We start from the raw sequence: 16,767 nt of genomic DNA on the forward strand, positions 1-16,767 counted from the left end.
ATTGCCTTTAATTGCAGTTTCCACTTTGAAATTTAAAACAAAAACTATAATATGGATAAGATTAAGGACACAAGAAGTTTCATGAGAATTACCCACCGTTACCTGGGCTATTTCCTTGCCGGTATCATGGCAGTATATGCGGTAAGTGGTGTTTTGCTGGTGTACAGAGATACCGATCTTCTTAAAAAAGAAAAAAAGTACGATAAGGTAATTGAAAAAAATCTTGATGAAAAAGCGCTCGGCAAAGAGCTGAAAATAAAAAATTTCGAAGTTGAAAAAAAGGAAGGAACTGTTCTGACATTTAAACAGGGTACTTATGATGCGGCAACGGGGCAGGCAAAATACTCAAAAAAGGAACTTCCATTTGTTCTTGATAAAATGACAAAACTTCACAAAGCTCAGTCGAAAGATACGCTGTCTCCATTAAATACTTTCTTTGGAATTTCGTTATTCTTTTTTGTGATTTCGAGTTTCTGGATGTTTAATCCAAAAACAAAAGCTTTCAAACGCGGAATGATTTTTACGGCAGCAGGACTTGTGGTATCAATATTATTATTGCTATTATAATTTAGTAAAAATTACATACCATACTTTTATTTTTTTTAAAATTTTAATCAAAGCCTTCAAATTCACCAAACATTGATTAGTTGGCACATTTATTGTTTTTCAGAAAGCACAAATGATAAATATAAATATTAAAATAATAAATTATGAAAAAGCTAATTTTATCAGGGATACTAGCGGTAGCAGGTCTGGCTACAACCATGAATGCACAAATTCAAAAAGGAAACTGGATGGTTGGAAGTAGTTTAATATCAAGTAACTTCGGATTAAACACTGGTGGAGGTTATAACATTGCTATTCAGCCAAAAGGAGCATATTTCATTGAAGATAACGTAGCATTAGGAGGTTATGTAGATCTTGGATTCAATAAGGTTACCAATGGAAGCCCAACAGAATTCACTTATGGAGTTGGTGCTTTAGGACGCTATTTCCTTTCACCAGGAGAAAAAGGTGTTGATAATCTTCTAAATCACGGACGTTGGTTTTTTGAAGGAAATGTAGGGATCGGAGGAAGATCTGTTGAAAACGGAGATTCTACTACAGGATTAGATTTCGCAGTAGGGCCAGGTTATTCTTACTTTATCACTCCGAATATCGGTCTGGAAGGATTAGTAAAATACAGAGGAAGAGCAGGTTTTGGAAATGAAGGATTGAATTCCAACATTACCTTTAATGTAGGTTTCAGTATCTATATCCCGACATCAAAGGCCAGACAGGTAGCTAATGATGTTGCACAATAAGAATCACTTCACACACATTATATACACGTAAAATTGAAATCGCCGCGGAAAGAATTTTCCGCGGCGATTTTCGTACAAATTAAAACTAAACTATAAAAAATCAAATAAATCATATATTTGGCTGAGGCGTATATCTCAGATATGGCTTAATTTCTTTTACGCCTTTCGGAAATATCTTTTTCGCCTCTTCTGTTGAAACGCTAGGCGGAACAATGACATCGTCGCCATCCTGCCAGTTCACCGGGGTTGCCACTTTGTGGGAATCTACAAGCTGAAGAGAGTCAAGCACTCTCAGAATCTCATTAAAATTCCTTCCAGTTGACGCCGGATAAGTAATAATGAGCCTTACTTTTTTTTCAGGGTCAATAATCAGAAGTGATCGTACCGTAGCGGTAGCTGAAGCATTAGGGTGGATAAAATCGTACAGTTCGGAAATTTTACGGTCTTTGTCGGCTATAATCGGGAACTGTACATCAGTTTGCTGGGTTTCATTAATATCTTTAATCCAGTTCTGATGATCTTCCACTCCATCTACGCTTAAAGCGATTACCTTAGTTCCCCGTTTATCAAATTCCGATTTAAGTTTTGAAGTATATCCCAATTCGGTTGTGCAAACCGGTGTATAATCCGCCGGATGAGAAAACAAGATCCCCCAGGAATCTCCTAAATATTCATAAAAACTAAGATTTCCCAATGACGTTTCCGCCTGAAAATCCGGTGCTGTATCTCCTAATTTAATTGACATAATATTTTGCTCTTATCAGTCTACAAATTTAGTAGAGTTTTTGAAACTGGCAAAATTTTTGTTTAAAAAATTGTAATTATTTTAAAAAGATATTATGCAGAAAAGTGGCTTAAGCTATGTAGATGTTGTATACAATGTACTTGAAAACTGGTATCTGAAGTTTGCAGAGATTACTCCAAAACTTATTGTCGGGATTATTATATTTTCATTGTTTCTTTTGACCAGTAAATATTTAAGTTTAGTTTCGGTTAAAATATTTCACAAGCTTTTTCCTAAAAGTAAGAAAGAAAGCTCTTTAATAACTCTTATAGGCGTATTCCGGTTTCTCATTGTGTTGATGGGAACATTCATTGCCTTGGAAATCATGGGTTTCAGCGGCTTTTTATGGAAGTTTATCGGAAGTCTCGGAGTTGCCGGGGTTATTGCCGGGGTTGCCTTGAAAGATCTGGTTTCCAGTATATTCTCTGGGATGCTGATCGGTATTGATAAAGCTTTTAAAGTAGGCGATTATGTCACAATAGGAAATAACTCGGGAACGGTTACCGAAATTGGTTTTCTCACAACAAAAGTTATTGCTGATGACGGGAAGAAAGTTTATATTCCAAATCAGGTTATTTTTAATTCTCCATTTTATAATTTCACCGCCTCTCCGCAAAGAAAAATATACCTGAATTTTGAAATTCCGGCTGATCAAAATGTTGCAATAGCACAGCAATGTGTTCTTGAAGTGGTAAAAAGCCTCGAAAATGTAGACCGTCCGGAAACCGCAACAGCAATTCTTACCGACCTGAAGCAGGGTATTTTTAATCTTCAGGTAAAATTTCCAATGGTTGTAGGAGCAGACATGATGCTGCTGAAAAGCATAGCTTATTTCGAAATAAAGAAAAGACTGGATTCAGAAGGTATTCAGCTCGTAACTCCAACGAGCATTAGTATTACCGAAAGTACGACCAGTGAGAAAAAAGACTAAAAAAAGCAACCCTTCTCGGGTTGCTTTGTTATTATACTGATGATAATAAACTATTTTTTGATAATTAATTTTTCTGAAATTTTCTCGCCATTTTCAAGAATTAGCGAGATCACATAGTTTCCATTCATTAGACTGTTTACATTTACCTGAGTTGTTCCTTTGAAACTTCCTGTCTGCAGCAGCCTTCCGGAAGCATCAAATAACTTAAAGTCTGCTTTTTCAGAAGTATTTTTCAGCCTGATATTTACCACATCATGGGAAGGATTCGGATAGATTGAGAAACTTTTCACCTGTGCTTCTACAGTTGAAAGAACCTGTACAATAGCAAAAGAAGAAGCATTAAGCGCATAATAAATATTATTTACCGCTTTCACCATAATTCTTGCGAAAGCAACATTTTCGTTTGGTAGAGTTACATTAGCAGAACCGGTGTTCGGGACACTTGCTGCAAGAACTGTATTAAATGTCAATCCGCCATCTTTGGATAAAAGAATGCTCACATTTTGCGTATTAATAGTTCCTGTATTCGTTCCTGCTACATTCCAGGTTACAGGAATGCTTGTGTTTCCCGTAAAGCTTCCGCCACTTGTCTGCGAAGTTACGGTGAAAGGGCCATCATTGGTAACGGTAACCGTCATTACATCTCTTGCAGCCTGATTTCCGGTTGCTTTATTATCATTCACTACAAGTGAAAAATTCAACGTTCTGGCGACACTTGGAGTAACTTCCCATTTCGGAACCAGATTATTAGCCAACACAGAACTTAATGCAGGTAAATATCTCGAAGGAGAAGCTGTCGGGGTTAAAGACCGGTAAACAGGACCCGCTGTTGCAGTAGATACAGGAGGCTGCGTATTATTGGTATTATCGTATTGCTCCCACAAATAGGTTAAAGGATCTCCATTAGGATCTGTTCCCGTACCTGTTAAAACGAAAGCAGTCCCTTTCGGAATGATATAATCTGCCCCTGCATCTGCAGTAGGCACACCATTACCATTGGATACCTTATTTGCACAGTCACTGGCTCTTTGCAGAACAGCATACATTTCCAAAATACTTGCTGCATGGAAATACGCATCACTGTTATTCTGAACATTATTGCTGGCTCCGCAGATTCCTGCATACGCCATAATGGTGCTGCCACTTCCCGGCTCATACGCTGTGGCATTGTTAAAATTCCCGTTGCACGAACCACTTGCTGCCCTGAAAGTATGATTGGCCCCAAACTGATGTCCCATTTCATGCGCCACATAATCAATATCAAACGGATCTCCGATTGGTGCTCCGGAACCGGTGACACCCCTTGCCTTATTCCCTGAAACGCAAACAACTCCCAAACCTGCCAGACCTCCGCTGTTAGTTCCGAAAACATGACCTATATCATAGTTGCCAGAACCAATAATATTGTTTGTATTAGTCTGGTTTTCATTGATCATTGTTCCGGGATCTCCATTGGTGAAAGGATCAGTAGCAGCATTTGTATAGATCAGCTGATTGTTATTGGCTACCATGACCATTGTGGTAGAAATCGTTTTTTCATACACACCGTTTACCCGCGTCATTGTTGTTGCCATTGCGGCCATTGCCAGCGCAACGGTCCCTCCGTGAAAGGTTGTATATTCTCCCGTTGCGGAAAGCGCAAGCCTGTAGGTCCTGAACTGCCCGTCTGAAACTAACGGCGCTTTGTTTGCAGAGCCGTTATTTTTTAGTTCATCCAGTTTATCTTCAACATGACATTCGAACAGTCGGTTATTGGGAGGTAAATCTTTTCTTTTATATAAGATAAAGGCAGAATTGTCTTTCGTATAACTATCTAAATAGCTGATGTCCCAATGATCAAAGTACATTACACTGATTCCTGCTGAAGGAGTTACACTGAAACGAATCGTATTTTCAGGATGATTTTTCTGCCATCCTGTATATGATCTTATCTCGGGAAATTTTGCCTGCAGTTCAGGTTCCATTACGGAAGCTTCCTGAATGATGTAGTCCCGGATGTTACCGTCTGAATCCGGAAATTTAATAACTACACTTTCATTTCCGGAAAAACGCTGCGGGGCTTTTTTAAGATCTGCTTTAATTTTTTCCAAATCAGCCTGGTACAAAGTAAAAGTGTTTGGATTTGTCCATCTCGGATTGAGATTTTCCCTGCTGATCTTGGGATCTTTAAGCTTCGACCAGTAGTTTTGCTGGCCAAAAGCCTGTGCTACAATCAATAAGCACGAGAAGATAAATGTTTTACTTTTCATATTAGTTGTATATTAGTATTGAATAATGACTTCTTTTATGTCTAATTTTTCATTTAACTTTAATAAAATATCAGGTGAAATTCTACTTGTTTTGCTCAAATCCGGATTTTCAAACTCTTTCACTTTTACGTACAATACATTTTTATAAAATGATACTGAATCAATTGAAACATCGTTGGAATTTTTTAACGCAGGTTTAAGAATAATATACGTTTCATTTTCAACCACAGCAGGAATTGGTGAAAATCTGTTACCGCTGTTTTTCTGATGAATGATCCTGAAAACCTCATCCATTTTCTGCTGGGTGTTGATGATAAAATAGTTCCCGGAAGTTATGGTAAATGAGTAATGATTTTTATCTTCGAAAGAAATTGGTTTTTGCTGCATCGCATTATCTACGCCAATCTGAGACCGACAGCTAAGAAATAAAAAGAGAAAAAAGTATAGAAACGGTCTCATTTTAACATCCTTTATTGTAAATATAACAATTTTAAGATGAATATTTTATAGTTTTAATTGAAATTATTCTAAATCATCTGCACAAAAAAACCGTTTCGGAATTGAAACGGTTTTTATATTGATAAGAAATTCAGACTATGCTAAAACTTCTTTTACTTTATTTGCTGCTTCTTCAAGAGTGATTGCAGAGTGAACCGGAAGTCCGGAATCATCAATTAATTGTTTAGCTTCAACAGCATTTGTTCCCTGTAATCTTACGATCAACGGAACAGGAAGGCTTCCCATCGCTTTGTAAGCATCTACAACTCCCTGGGCAACTCTGTCACATCTTACGATACCTCCGAAGATATTGATCAGGATTGCTTTTACATTCGGATCTCTCAAGATAATTCCGAAAGCGGTCTGTACTCTCTGTGCATCGGCAGTACCACCAACATCCAGGAAGTTTGCAGGATTACCACCAGATAATTTGATGATATCCATTGTTGCCATTGCAAGACCTGCTCCGTTTACCATACAAGCAACGTTACCATCCAGTTTTACGAAGTTAAGACCTGCTTCACCCGCTTCAACATCCATTGGATCTTCTTCTCTCGTATCTCTAAGTTCAGCTAGGTCTTTATGACGGAATAATGAATTGTCATCAAGCGTTACCTTCGCGTCTACTGCAATGATTTTATTGTCAGAAGTCTTTAAAACAGGGTTGATTTCAAAAAGAGAAGCATCAATTCCTGTATAAGCATTGTATAAAGCTGTGATGAATTTTACAAATTCTTTGAAAGCATTCCCTTCAAGACCAAGGTTGAAAGCAATTTTTCTTGCCTGGAATCCCTGCAGCCCTAAAGCCGGATCAATGATTTCTTTATGAATAAGGTGAGGGGTAACTTCAGCCACATGCTCGATATCCATCCCTCCTTCTGTAGAATATACAACGGTATTTTTACCTTCAGCTCTATCTAAAAGGATAGAAACATAAAATTCTTTTGTTTCAGTTTCTCCCGGATAATATACATCTTCTGCAACCAATACAGAGTTTACTTTTTTACCTTCAGCAGAAGTTTGTGGAGTGATCAGCTGCATCCCGATGATGTTCTGAGCGTTTTCTTTAAGCTTATCCATATTCGGTGAAAACTTTACACCGCCTCCTTTACCACGACCACCAGCGTGAATCTGTGCTTTCACCACCCATCCCTGAGCTCCGGTTTCTGCAGTTAGCTTTTCAGCAGCAGCTACAGCTTCATCTACGTTGTTTGCAACGAAACCACGTTGGATAGCTACTCCATACTTTGATAAAATCTCTTTTGATTGATACTCGTGAAGATTCATATTATTTTTATTATTTTATTTTAAAATTTAAAGGTTGACAAATTTAATAAAAATGAACAAGGCAGGAAAGTATTTTATCGATGTTTAAAGTCACTTTATTGTAAAATCTGTTATTTTTTCTTCAGAAGAAACTCAAGAGGAAGATGAAGCCTTTTATTCCAGGCCTCTTCACTGTGATTTTCTCCCGGAAAATACATCGTTTTCCAGCTGGCATCCGAGAAGCCTGCTTTTGCCATTATCCGGTCGGCTTTTTTCTGAATATCCGGATAAAGCGCATCCAAAGTTTTATCTCCACAATCAAAATAGATTTTATGACTCTTAGGATCCGGAAGATTTTTACTCAAGTATTTTAAAACCGAATCGGGAAAAGGGTTATTACCTAGAGTGAAAGTACCCGGCCAGTGTGTTGAAAGACAGGCAGCTCCGCCGAAAACATCAGGATATTCACAGATGGCATACATGGAAATAAGCCCTCCCATGCTGCTTCCGGCTATGAAGGTGTGTGCCTTGTCTTTATACGTTGAATATTTTTTATCGATAAATGGTTTAAGTTCTTTTACCAGAAATTTGAGGTAATTATCTGAATTGGGGGAGAAAATCTCATCAGACCTTCCCGATTTTGTCAATTGGGCCCGAACCGTATCTTTTTGTGTTGCTGTAAGACTTTCAAAAGGTTTTTGCGGAAAATAATCCAAATGCCTTAATTTCGAATCATTCCAGATTCCCACCACAATTGTATTCTGAATTTTCTTGTTTCTAATAAGATCTGAAATAATATCATCCACATTCCACGACTGCTTATTCCATGTTGTCTCCGGATCATACAGCATTTGGCCGTCCTGCATATACAACACCGCATATTTTCGGGACGCAGAATAGCCTTCCGGAAGCCAGACATCTACATTTCTCGGTGTTACATATTGAGATTTAAAATCTGCTGTTCTTTCGATTCTGCCACTAACAACATTCGGAATCTGCGCATTGTATTTTAGAAAAAGAAAAGACAAGCAAAGAGATAATAAAATTTTTTGCATTATTCTATAATTTTTGCAAATATATGTCAACCTAATATATTTAATATTTGTGAGATTAGTTGATAATTTTAAACAGATTAAATACTTTAATAGTATTACTATCATAAATAATATTCAAATAGCTTTTGGTATAAGTTTTGCTAAAACAATAAATAAAACTACTTATATAAAAAGATGGAATTCCAGGTAAAATTTAAAGTCAACGAAACATTATACTTAAAAAACCCCGAAAACAGTGAGATCGGAAAGGCCATCGTGAAGAATTCTATTGAACTGATATACGAAACAGGCTTTGAAAGCTTTACATTTAAAAAATTAGCACAGAAAATCAGCTCTACGGAAGCCACGGTTTACAGATATTTTCCGTCTAAACATAAATTACTCACTTATATCTTAAACTGGTATTGGTCTTATATTGAATTTATTTCTAAGCTAAGGCTGCAGGAAATTAAGGAACCTCAGCAAAAAATGGAGAAAATTCTGGAAATTATCACCCATAATGATACTACCCAAGACAGCATTGAAGACTATGATCTCAGCAAACTTCACAGTATTGTTATTGCAGAAAGCAGCAAATCTTATCTGGTAAAAGAAGTAGACGAAATCAATCAGGAAATGGTTTTTAGTCCACTTAAAAGTCTGTGCAATTTTTTTGGAGAAGTAATCACCCAGGCAAAACCGGATTTTCCCTATCCTAAGTCATTTGCCAGTACTTTGCTGGAAACAGCGCACGATCAGCAGTTTTTCAGTGAACATTTGCCTAAGCTTACCGATAATCATATTAAAAGAACAGAACATAAAAAGTACGTACTGGATTATCTGCGTTTTATTACCTATAATCTTATAAAATAACAGCAAATCAATGGAAAACTCTCCTAAACAATACGGTTATAATCTTTTTAAATATATTACAAAAGAAAAGAAAGACGTTACCAATATTTATTTTTACGCAATTTTAAACGGTCTGGTTCAGCTTAGTGTTCCTCTGGGAATACAGTCTATTATCAGCTTTGTTATGGGAGCAACCATGGCAACATCCATTTATATCCTTATTATTTTTGTTGTGATCGGAACCTGGCTCGTAGGGTATTTCAGACTTAAGGTGATGCAGATTATTGAAAAAATCCAGCAGAAAATCTTTGTGGAATTTTCCGTTGCCTTTACCGAAAAGATTCCTAAAGTAAATCTTTCAAGTACCAGGAAATACTATCTTCCGGAACTTGTGAACCGTTTTTTTGACACCCAGAATCTGCAGAAGGGAATTTCAAAAATTTTACTGGAAATTCCTACCGCACTGATACAGATCATTTTCGGTCTTCTTCTATTATCTTTTTATCATCCCTGGTTTCTGATCTTCGGAGCACTTGTAGTACTGAGTGTCGTGCTTATTTTTAATTTCACCATGGAAAGCGGGATAAAATCCAGTATTGAGGAAAGCGACAAAAAGTATGAAACGGCAGCATGGATAGAAGACCTGGCCGCATCGGTAAAATCTTTTAAAATAAACTCAGAAACAGAGATTCATCTTAAAGGAATTGATGAACGCGTAACAGGATATCTTGAACACAGAACTTCCCATTTTAAAGTTCTTGAAATCCAGTATAAGACAATTATTGCTTTTAAAGTTATTATCACACTGGCAATGCTGGTTATAGGAACTTATCTTCTCGTCAACCAAAAGCTTAATATCGGGGCGTTTATCGCTACGGAAATTGTTGTATTAAGTATTATGGCAGCAGTAGAAAAACTTATTATAAGCTTAGAAAGCTATTATGATGTAATTGCTTCCCTCGCCAAACTTAACAAAGTGACAGAACTTGCTGAAGAGAAAAACGGAGAAATTATTTTCGCCAACCAAAATGAAGGTATTGAAATTGAATTTAAAAACGTCGACTTTTATTTCAACAGCAATGTCCATATACTTCAGGATATCAATTGTATTATCAGGGAGAATGCCATAACGGTAATTTCCGGTGAGCTGGGATCCGGAAAATCACTCCTGCTGAATATGATGGCCGGATTTTACGAACCGCCTGCGGGAAGTATCTTACTTAATAAAATTCCATTAAAAAATATTGATAAAGAAAAACTCCGGACGGAGATGGGCGTGTATCTCGAAGATATGAGAATGATCCAGGGAACCGTTCAGGATAATATTTTAATGGGGAATGAAAATATTAATATGGAAGATGTAATGGAATTATCGGAAAGAATTGGCACGGAAAATATTTCAAGTCAGTTCACAAGCGGTTTCTTTACCGAAATAAGTGAAACAGATCCCGAAATCTCATTCAGTTCCAAGAAAAAAATCCTGCTCCTCCGCGCATTAATCGGAGAGAAAAAGCTGCTGTTGCTTGAAGATCCGGTTGACGGAATGAACGAAATTTTCAAGAACAAAATGCTGCAGTATCTTAAGGAGATCAGCTATAAAACGACCATCGTGATTGTTTCTCAAAATTCCGAAATTATTGATTACGCAGATCATCATCTGCACCTTAAAAACGGAACTTTAAAAACTTTATCTTAAAAATACAGGTATGAAAATTCAGTCTTTTGATAATATATATAATATCCACAAAAAATCATACGTAAAAAGATGGTTTTTGTCATTCTTCATTTTGGCGATTATTGTACTGTTTCTTCCATGGACCCAAAATATCAAGGTAGTGGGGAATGTAACGACCCTTTATCAGGAACAACGCCCGCAACAGCTAAACTCCCCCATTCCCGGAAAAATAATCAAATGGTATGTAAAAAACGGGGACTATATTAAAAAAGGAGACACTATTCTACAGCTTTCTGAAGTAAAGGATGATTATTTTGATCCGTTGCTTGTAAAAAGAACTGAGCAGCAGGTAGAAGCAAAAAGAGGAGTAAGGGATTATTACGAAGCTAAAGTAGGAACCACCAATAATCAGCTTCAGGCGCTTGCCACAGCCAAAGATCTTAAATTGAATCAAATTGATATAAAAATCAGCCAGCTTAAAAACAAGCTCGCAGGTGAAGAAGCAGAACTTGCCGCTGCAACCAATGAGCTTAAGCTTTCTGAAGACCAATATACCAGACAGAAAAAAATGTATGATGAAGGGCTGGTTTCTTTAACTCAGTTCCAGCAACGAAGCATATCTTATCAGAATGCTATCGCTAAAAAAACGGCTTCCGAAAATAAGGTAGCTCAAACCCGTCAGGAAATCTCGAATATGGCGATCGAGCAGAACGCAGTAATTCAGGATTATACCGAAAAGCTAAGTAAAACCGAAGGAGAGAGATTTCAGAGCATGGGACAGATTGAAGGCAGCGAAGGAGATATTGCCAAGCTGGAAAACCAGGTAGCCAATTATAAATTCCGCCAGGGACTTTACTTTATTGTTGCTTCCCAGGATGGCCAGGTTGTTCAGCTTAATAAAGCAGGAATCGGGGAAATTCTTAAAGAAACGGAAAGCATCGGGGTTATTGTGCCGAAAACGGTAGACTATGCTGTTGAAATTTACATTAAACCGGTTGATCTTCCGCTTATTAAAGAAGGACAGCGCGTAATGTGTATTTTTGACGGGTTCCCGGCTATCGTATTCTCGGGATGGCCGGATTCAAGCTACGGAACATTTGCCGGAAAAGTAATTGCCATTGAAAATAACATTAGTGCGAACGGTCTTTTCAAAGCCTTGATCGTGGAAGATAAAACCCAGAAAAGATGGCCTCCCAAAATCAGAATGGGCACCGGAGTTCAGGGAATTGCCATTCTGAATGATGTTCCGGTCTGGTACGAACTGTGGCGGAATATCAATGGTTTCCCGCCAGATTATTATGAAGTTAAAACTGCAAAAAACGGTCAGAATGAAAAACAGAAATAAAATCATATTTCTCTTTGCCATACTGCTTTGTGGAATACTTTCAGCACAGGATTCACTGAAAATATCCGCAAAGGAATTTATTTCCATTGTAAAAAATTACCATCCCTTAGCCCTAAAATATCAGCTTCAGAATAAAATTGCAACAGCAGAAATTACCAGCGCAAGAGGAAATTTCGATCCGGTTCTTGGCGGAAAGCTTGGAGAAAAAAACATTGACGGAATACAATACTATCGACAAAGGAATCTGGAGCTTGGCATCCCCACATGGTACGGGATTGATCTTACGGCTAGCTACAACTACATAGATGGGGAAAAACTCAATAACAGCGATACTAAAGGCGGACTCTATCAGTTTGGGGTTACTGTTCCATTGGCTAAAAACCTTTTGTATGATAAAAGAAGAGCCATGCTGGAACAGGCTAAATACGCCCTGAAAATGACCGAAGCAGAACAGGCAGTTCTTACCAACGATCTCCTTCTGGAAGCCGAAAACACCTATTGGGAATGGGTCAAGAACTTTGAAATTTACCAGCTTCAGCGCAGAGCTGTTTTAATTAATGAAGAACGTCTTGAGCTTACAAAAAAGACATTTAATTTTGGTGAAAGGCCTGCCATTGATACCGTAGAAGCAGCCTCACAGCTACAGAGCTTCCGGCTTCAGGAGCGGGATGCTTTCCTGAATTTCGTGAAAAGCACACAGGATTTACAGCTTTTTTTATGGAAAGATAACAGAGAGCTTTATGACCTGGCTGTTATGATTTATCCTTCAGATACAATGAACAGCAGTGAAGCTTTCAATAATTTTGAAATGCTGATACAGCAGGTGGAAAATCAAAATCTGAGCGATCATTTTTCGTTGCAATATTATTTTCAAAAACAAAATATTCTTGAAAGCGAAAGAAGATTAAAATGGCAAAGCTTTCTTCCTAAGCTTGATTTTACCTATAATTTTTTTAACAAAGAAAATTACAGAGCAGATTACCTCCCGCTTTTTGACAATAATTTCCAATACGGACTGAAGCTGGAAATCCCTATTTTCCAAAGAGAGGCGAGAGCCAATTACCAGATTGCAAAACTTAAAATTGAACAAAACACATTGGATACCCAGGTGAAAAGAAGAGAACTTGAAACAAAAATCCTTATTTATAAAAATGAAGTGACTAACTATCATTCGCAGATTGATATTGCTCGGGATAATCTTACAAATTACCAGCGGCTTCTTCAGGCTGAAGAGATCCGCTATAACAATGGGGAAAGCTCACTGTTCCTTATCAACTCAAGGGAAAATAAGATGATTGACGCTCAGGAAAAATTTATTCTTCTCAACAATAAATTTCTTAAAAGCTACAACAAACTAAAGTGGATGAAAGAAAATTTTCAGTTTAATTAAAATTATTTAGAGGAAATCTTATTCCTCGGATAATTTCTCCGACTGGGAGCCAATAAACGGAATTTTCGGAGCCAGGAAATACCCGGTGAGACTTGCAAAAAGTATTGGAACGAAATAGGTAAAACCGGTTAATGTTCCCAAAATAATCGTTGTACTCATCGGCGTTCTGGTAACACAAGCATTAATGGCAGCCATGCAGCTCACAATGGCAAGCGTAGTATCAACAGATGGAAACAGCTGGTGGATGATTAACCCTAAAGTAGTCCCCACAAAAAAAAGCGGAATAATAAAGCCACCTCTCCATCCGGAAGTTACCGTAATAGCAATAGCTAAAATTTTAAAAACCAAAACAACAATTAAAAAATTTAGCGCAAAATCACCATTGATCAGCTGATTAATTTCATTATGCCCGAAATATCTTGTAATGGGAAGATAAAAAGCAATAACACCCAGAATGATTCCCCCAGTTAAGGTTTTAACATAAATCGGGAATTTCCTGTATTCAAAAATGCGTTTGAAAAATTTCACCACAAAAATAAAAATCCATCCGAAAACAGTTCCGATAATCCCGAAAGCCGTTGCATAGGCAAAATCATAAACTCCTGTATAATGATAGGCTTTCAGGTTCCAGGTGGCTCCTATTCCCAAGTGGATAATCAGTGCAAACATAAGATAACTGAAACAGCTTGCTACCAAAGCCGGAATAATTGCTTTGTAATATTCGACAGCGTGCTTATGATGAAGGATTTCAAGGGAGAAAAGACTTCCGCCAAGCGGAGCCCCGAAAAGTGCCGTAAAACCGGAGGCCATTCCTGCAATACTGAGAGAACGCAGCTCTTCCCCTTTCAGTCTGAAAATTTTTCCGAGCCATGTTCCTGTAGAACCGGTAACCTGTACCAAAGGAGCTTCAGGTCCTAAACTCCCTCCCGATGCCACACAAAACAGGGAAGATAAGATCATGGAAGGATTGTTTTTAGGATCAAGTTTTCCTTTATTGAAACGGATATTATTAACAATAAGATGAATCTCACCCGGATCACCGATGAAATGAATAACCAGACCAGCCAGCAGACCACTTATTGCCATCGTAGGAATTACCATCCATCCTTGAAATTCAGCTAAGAATTCCGTGAAATGTTCAAGAATAATCCAATACAACCCGGCAATTACACCGCCGACCAATCCTGTAATTGCCCACATGAAAAAAGTACGGCTGAACACAAACGGGTTAAACCGGATCGGCTGATCCAAAAGGTTGAATGTTCTTATAATACGCCGTCTTCTGTTGATTTTCATTTTAATTTATTTTTTAAAATTACGATCATCATTTGTTGTTATAAGAATGACTATTTGAAAACTTTCATTGAATGAATCTTCAAAAACAAAAAGCATCGTTTCTTAAGATTGTATTGAGATGCTTCGACAGGCTCAGCATGACACTGCTAATACTACACGTTTCGACGCTCGCTTCGCTCGCGCCATAATTCAAATTATCCGCATATGAGCCTGTCGAAAACCTTAATAATTTATAATTATATTCTGTTTTTAGCAAAATAAAAAATAAGAAGCGTCCAGCTCAGGATCATCAAAAGACCTCCAAGCGGGGTGATGGGTCCAAGAAATTTAAGATTCATCCCGAAATAATCCTGCATGCTCAAACCGTAAATACTAAATGAGAAAAGCATAGTACCGAAAATCATCAGCCAGGAAATCCAGTTTTCGGTTTTCGTTTCAAATTTTAAAATGTAACCGGCAATTAACAGGAAAAAGGCAGCGTACATTTGATAACGTACCCCTGTTTCAAAACTTTCCAGTCTTTCCACAGAAAGGATTTTCTTTAGAGCGTGTGCTCCAAAGGCTCCTAAAATTACGGACAGCATACCGTATACCGCTCCAAAAATTAATGTTATTGTTTTCATTTATAATTTAAAATTTTGAATATTAATGACACGAGTCCGATTCCTATAAAAATCCAGGCAAACTTTTTATTTTGGGCAAAACCTGGATTTTTGGTTACTTTCAGAAATATTCCGAAAGCCAGCATCAATGCAGAGACAATAATTCCAAACATTATTGTGCTCTCAACCTGTTAAATTCAGAGATCACCTCGTGATGGCTTACCGTTTTATCTTTGAAATAGGTAACAAAATACTGCTTTTCTTGTTCTGTAGCTCCCATTTGATTAAGAATATTCAGCAAGTGCATTTTCATATGTCCTTTCTGAATTCCCGTGGTGATCAGAGAACGTAATGCTCCGAAGTTCTGTGCCAGTCCGGATACCGCCAAAATACTCATTAATTCCTGCGCAGAAGGTTTTCCTAACAAAGCAAAAGAAAATTTTACCAAAGGATGAAGATTCGTAAGGCCGCCTACAACTCCCACCGAAATAGGAAGATCAATCCAGAACCGGAAGATTCCGTTATCTGTTGTACAATGCGTTAAAGAAGAATATTTCCCGTTTCTCGCAGCATAAGCGTGTGCACAGGCTTCCGTTGCTCTAAAGTCATTTCCTGTCGCAATAACTACTGCATCTACCCCGTTCATGATTCCTTTATTGTGGGTGGTAGCGCGGAAAGGTTCAATTTCAGCAATCGTAACCGCCTGTTTGAACTTCCATGCAAATTCTTCGTTGGAAATTCCACTGTCATCTTTCAGTTCATCAATCCTGCATGACACCTCAGCTCTTACGATACAGTCGGGTGTAAAATTGGAAAGAATATTCATCACAATCTGTAATGAATCTTTTTCTTCCCGGGTAAAATCTTCATTTTCTGCAACCTCCTGCTTCAAGGTCTTTCCGAATTGCTCCAGGCAGGAATTGATAAAATTCGCGCCCATGGAGTCTACCGTATCAAAGCTGGCCTTTAACTGGTAATAATTTGGCATTTCGGAGGTTTTATCAATTAATTTGATATCTAAAATTCCGCCGCCGCGTTTCCGCATATTCGCGGTAATATCTTCCGTAGTTTCAAAAAGTTTTTTCTTTAACCTAAAGTTGAAAAAATGTAATAATTTATGGGATTCTACGTTAAATATAAAGTGCGTATGGCCAAGTTTTTCGGTGTTGATAATGGTTGTTTTAAAGCCACCTTTATCAATCCAGAATTTTGCTGCTTTAGATGCTGCCGCTACCACAGAACTTTCTTCAACAGCCATAGGCAAAGCCAGCAATTTTCCGTCAATCAGAAAATTCGGGGCTATTCCGTATGGCATATAAAAGTTGGAAATGGTATTTTCAGAAAATTCTTCATGGAGTTTCTGAATTTCGGCATTATTGTTCCAGTATTGCTGTAAAATCTGTTCGTAACTGCGATCGTCACTAAGGTATTCTGAGATAAGCCAATCGATTTTTCGCTGTTTAGAAAGTTTGGAAAAACCTTCAACCGGTTGATGATTCATAGTATATCTTTAAAGAAATGTAAATATAGTGATTTTGTAA

At 37.6% G+C, this 16,767-nt stretch carries 16 protein-coding genes; 7 read left to right on the forward strand and 9 right to left on the reverse strand.

Translation table 11 applies throughout. The annotated features are described in order from the left end of the window. Positions 1-51 precede the first annotated feature (51 nt). A complete protein-coding gene (locus tag U9K52_RS08910; protein ID WP_248394869.1) occupies positions 52-567 on the forward strand; it encodes a hypothetical protein in 516 nt (171 codons plus the stop codon). 143 nt (positions 568-710) lie between these two features. Continuing rightward, positions 711-1,304, forward strand: a complete 594-nt coding sequence (locus U9K52_RS08915) for a hypothetical protein (protein ID WP_248394870.1) — start codon at positions 711-713, stop codon at positions 1,302-1,304. A 109-nt stretch (positions 1,305-1,413) separates the two neighbouring features. On the opposite strand, the gene U9K52_RS08920 is transcribed toward U9K52_RS08915, so the two are convergent. Continuing rightward, the gene (locus U9K52_RS08920) at positions 1,414-2,049 is read right to left on the reverse strand and encodes a peroxiredoxin (protein ID WP_248394871.1); all 636 of its coding nucleotides are present in this window, start codon (positions 2,047-2,049) and stop codon (positions 1,414-1,416) included. A gap of 94 nt (positions 2,050-2,143) precedes the next feature. Here U9K52_RS08920 and U9K52_RS08925 point away from each other — a divergent pair, with 94 nt between their 5' ends. Next, on the forward strand, positions 2,144-3,019 hold the full coding sequence (locus tag U9K52_RS08925) for a mechanosensitive ion channel family protein (protein ID WP_322926056.1): 876 nt from the start codon (positions 2,144-2,146) through the stop codon (positions 3,017-3,019). 50 nt (positions 3,020-3,069) lie between these two features. Here U9K52_RS08925 and U9K52_RS08930 read toward each other — a convergent pair whose 3' ends face one another. The 4 genes from U9K52_RS08930 to U9K52_RS08945 form a co-directional block, all read right to left on the reverse strand. Next, positions 3,070-5,268 carry a reprolysin-like metallopeptidase gene (locus tag U9K52_RS08930; protein WP_322926057.1) on the reverse strand — a complete coding sequence of 733 codons (2,199 nt, stop codon included), beginning with the start codon at positions 5,266-5,268 and terminating at the stop codon, positions 3,070-3,072. Between the two features lie 12 nt (positions 5,269-5,280). After that, complete coding sequence (locus tag U9K52_RS08935; protein WP_322926058.1) at positions 5,281-5,727, reverse strand: hypothetical protein; 447 nt, start codon at positions 5,725-5,727, stop codon at positions 5,281-5,283. 135 nt (positions 5,728-5,862) lie between these two features. After that, the gene (gene sucC, locus U9K52_RS08940) at positions 5,863-7,053 is read right to left on the reverse strand and encodes an ADP-forming succinate--CoA ligase subunit beta (RefSeq protein ID WP_248394875.1); all 1,191 of its coding nucleotides are present in this window, start codon (positions 7,051-7,053) and stop codon (positions 5,863-5,865) included. A 110-nt stretch (positions 7,054-7,163) separates the two neighbouring features. After that, entirely contained in the window at positions 7,164-8,087 is a 924-nt protein-coding gene (locus tag U9K52_RS08945) for an alpha/beta hydrolase (protein WP_322926059.1), read from the reverse strand. Between the two features lie 174 nt (positions 8,088-8,261). On the opposite strand from U9K52_RS08945, the gene U9K52_RS08950 reads away from it, so the two are divergent. Genes U9K52_RS08950 through U9K52_RS08965 form a run of 4 tightly spaced genes read left to right on the forward strand, consistent with a single transcriptional unit; the run spans position 8,262 to position 13,328 of the window. Further along, complete coding sequence (locus tag U9K52_RS08950; protein ID WP_248394878.1) at positions 8,262-8,939, forward strand: TetR/AcrR family transcriptional regulator; 678 nt, start codon at positions 8,262-8,264, stop codon at positions 8,937-8,939. 10 nt (positions 8,940-8,949) lie between these two features. Further along, a complete protein-coding gene (locus U9K52_RS08955; protein WP_322926060.1) occupies positions 8,950-10,614 on the forward strand; it encodes a peptidase domain-containing ABC transporter in 1,665 nt (554 codons plus the stop codon). Between the two features lie 10 nt (positions 10,615-10,624). Further along, on the forward strand, positions 10,625-11,938 hold the full coding sequence (locus U9K52_RS08960) for an HlyD family secretion protein (protein ID WP_263602303.1): 1,314 nt from the start codon (positions 10,625-10,627) through the stop codon (positions 11,936-11,938). Continuing rightward, positions 11,922-13,328, forward strand: coding sequence for a TolC family protein (locus U9K52_RS08965; RefSeq protein ID WP_322926061.1), 1,407 nt, complete (start codon positions 11,922-11,924; stop codon positions 13,326-13,328). Before U9K52_RS08960 ends, U9K52_RS08965 begins: the two co-directional genes overlap by 17 nt. Positions 13,329-13,346: 18 nt before the next feature. Here the strand turns inward: U9K52_RS08965 and U9K52_RS08970 are convergent, their stop codons facing one another. The 4 genes from U9K52_RS08970 to U9K52_RS08985 form a co-directional block, all read right to left on the reverse strand. Next, entirely contained in the window at positions 13,347-14,624 is a 1,278-nt protein-coding gene (locus U9K52_RS08970; RefSeq protein ID WP_322926062.1) for a chloride channel protein, read from the reverse strand. Positions 14,625-14,860: 236 nt separating this feature from the next. Further along, complete coding sequence (locus U9K52_RS08975; protein ID WP_248394885.1) at positions 14,861-15,247, reverse strand: DUF423 domain-containing protein; 387 nt, start codon at positions 15,245-15,247, stop codon at positions 14,861-14,863. Continuing rightward, the gene (locus U9K52_RS08980; protein WP_263602299.1) at positions 15,244-15,399 is read right to left on the reverse strand and encodes a hypothetical protein; all 156 of its coding nucleotides are present in this window, start codon (positions 15,397-15,399) and stop codon (positions 15,244-15,246) included. The genes U9K52_RS08975 and U9K52_RS08980 overlap by 4 nt, the downstream gene beginning before the upstream one ends. Continuing rightward, complete coding sequence (locus tag U9K52_RS08985) at positions 15,399-16,727, reverse strand: hydroxymethylglutaryl-CoA reductase, degradative (protein WP_322926063.1); 1,329 nt, start codon at positions 16,725-16,727, stop codon at positions 15,399-15,401. Before U9K52_RS08985 ends, U9K52_RS08980 begins: the two co-directional genes overlap by 1 nt. Between the last annotated feature and the right edge of the window lie 40 nt (positions 16,728-16,767).

It is taken from the genome of Chryseobacterium sp. MHB01, assembly GCF_034651565.1.
In the GTDB taxonomy this organism is placed as follows: Bacteria; Bacteroidota; Bacteroidia; order Flavobacteriales; family Weeksellaceae; genus Chryseobacterium; species Chryseobacterium nepalense.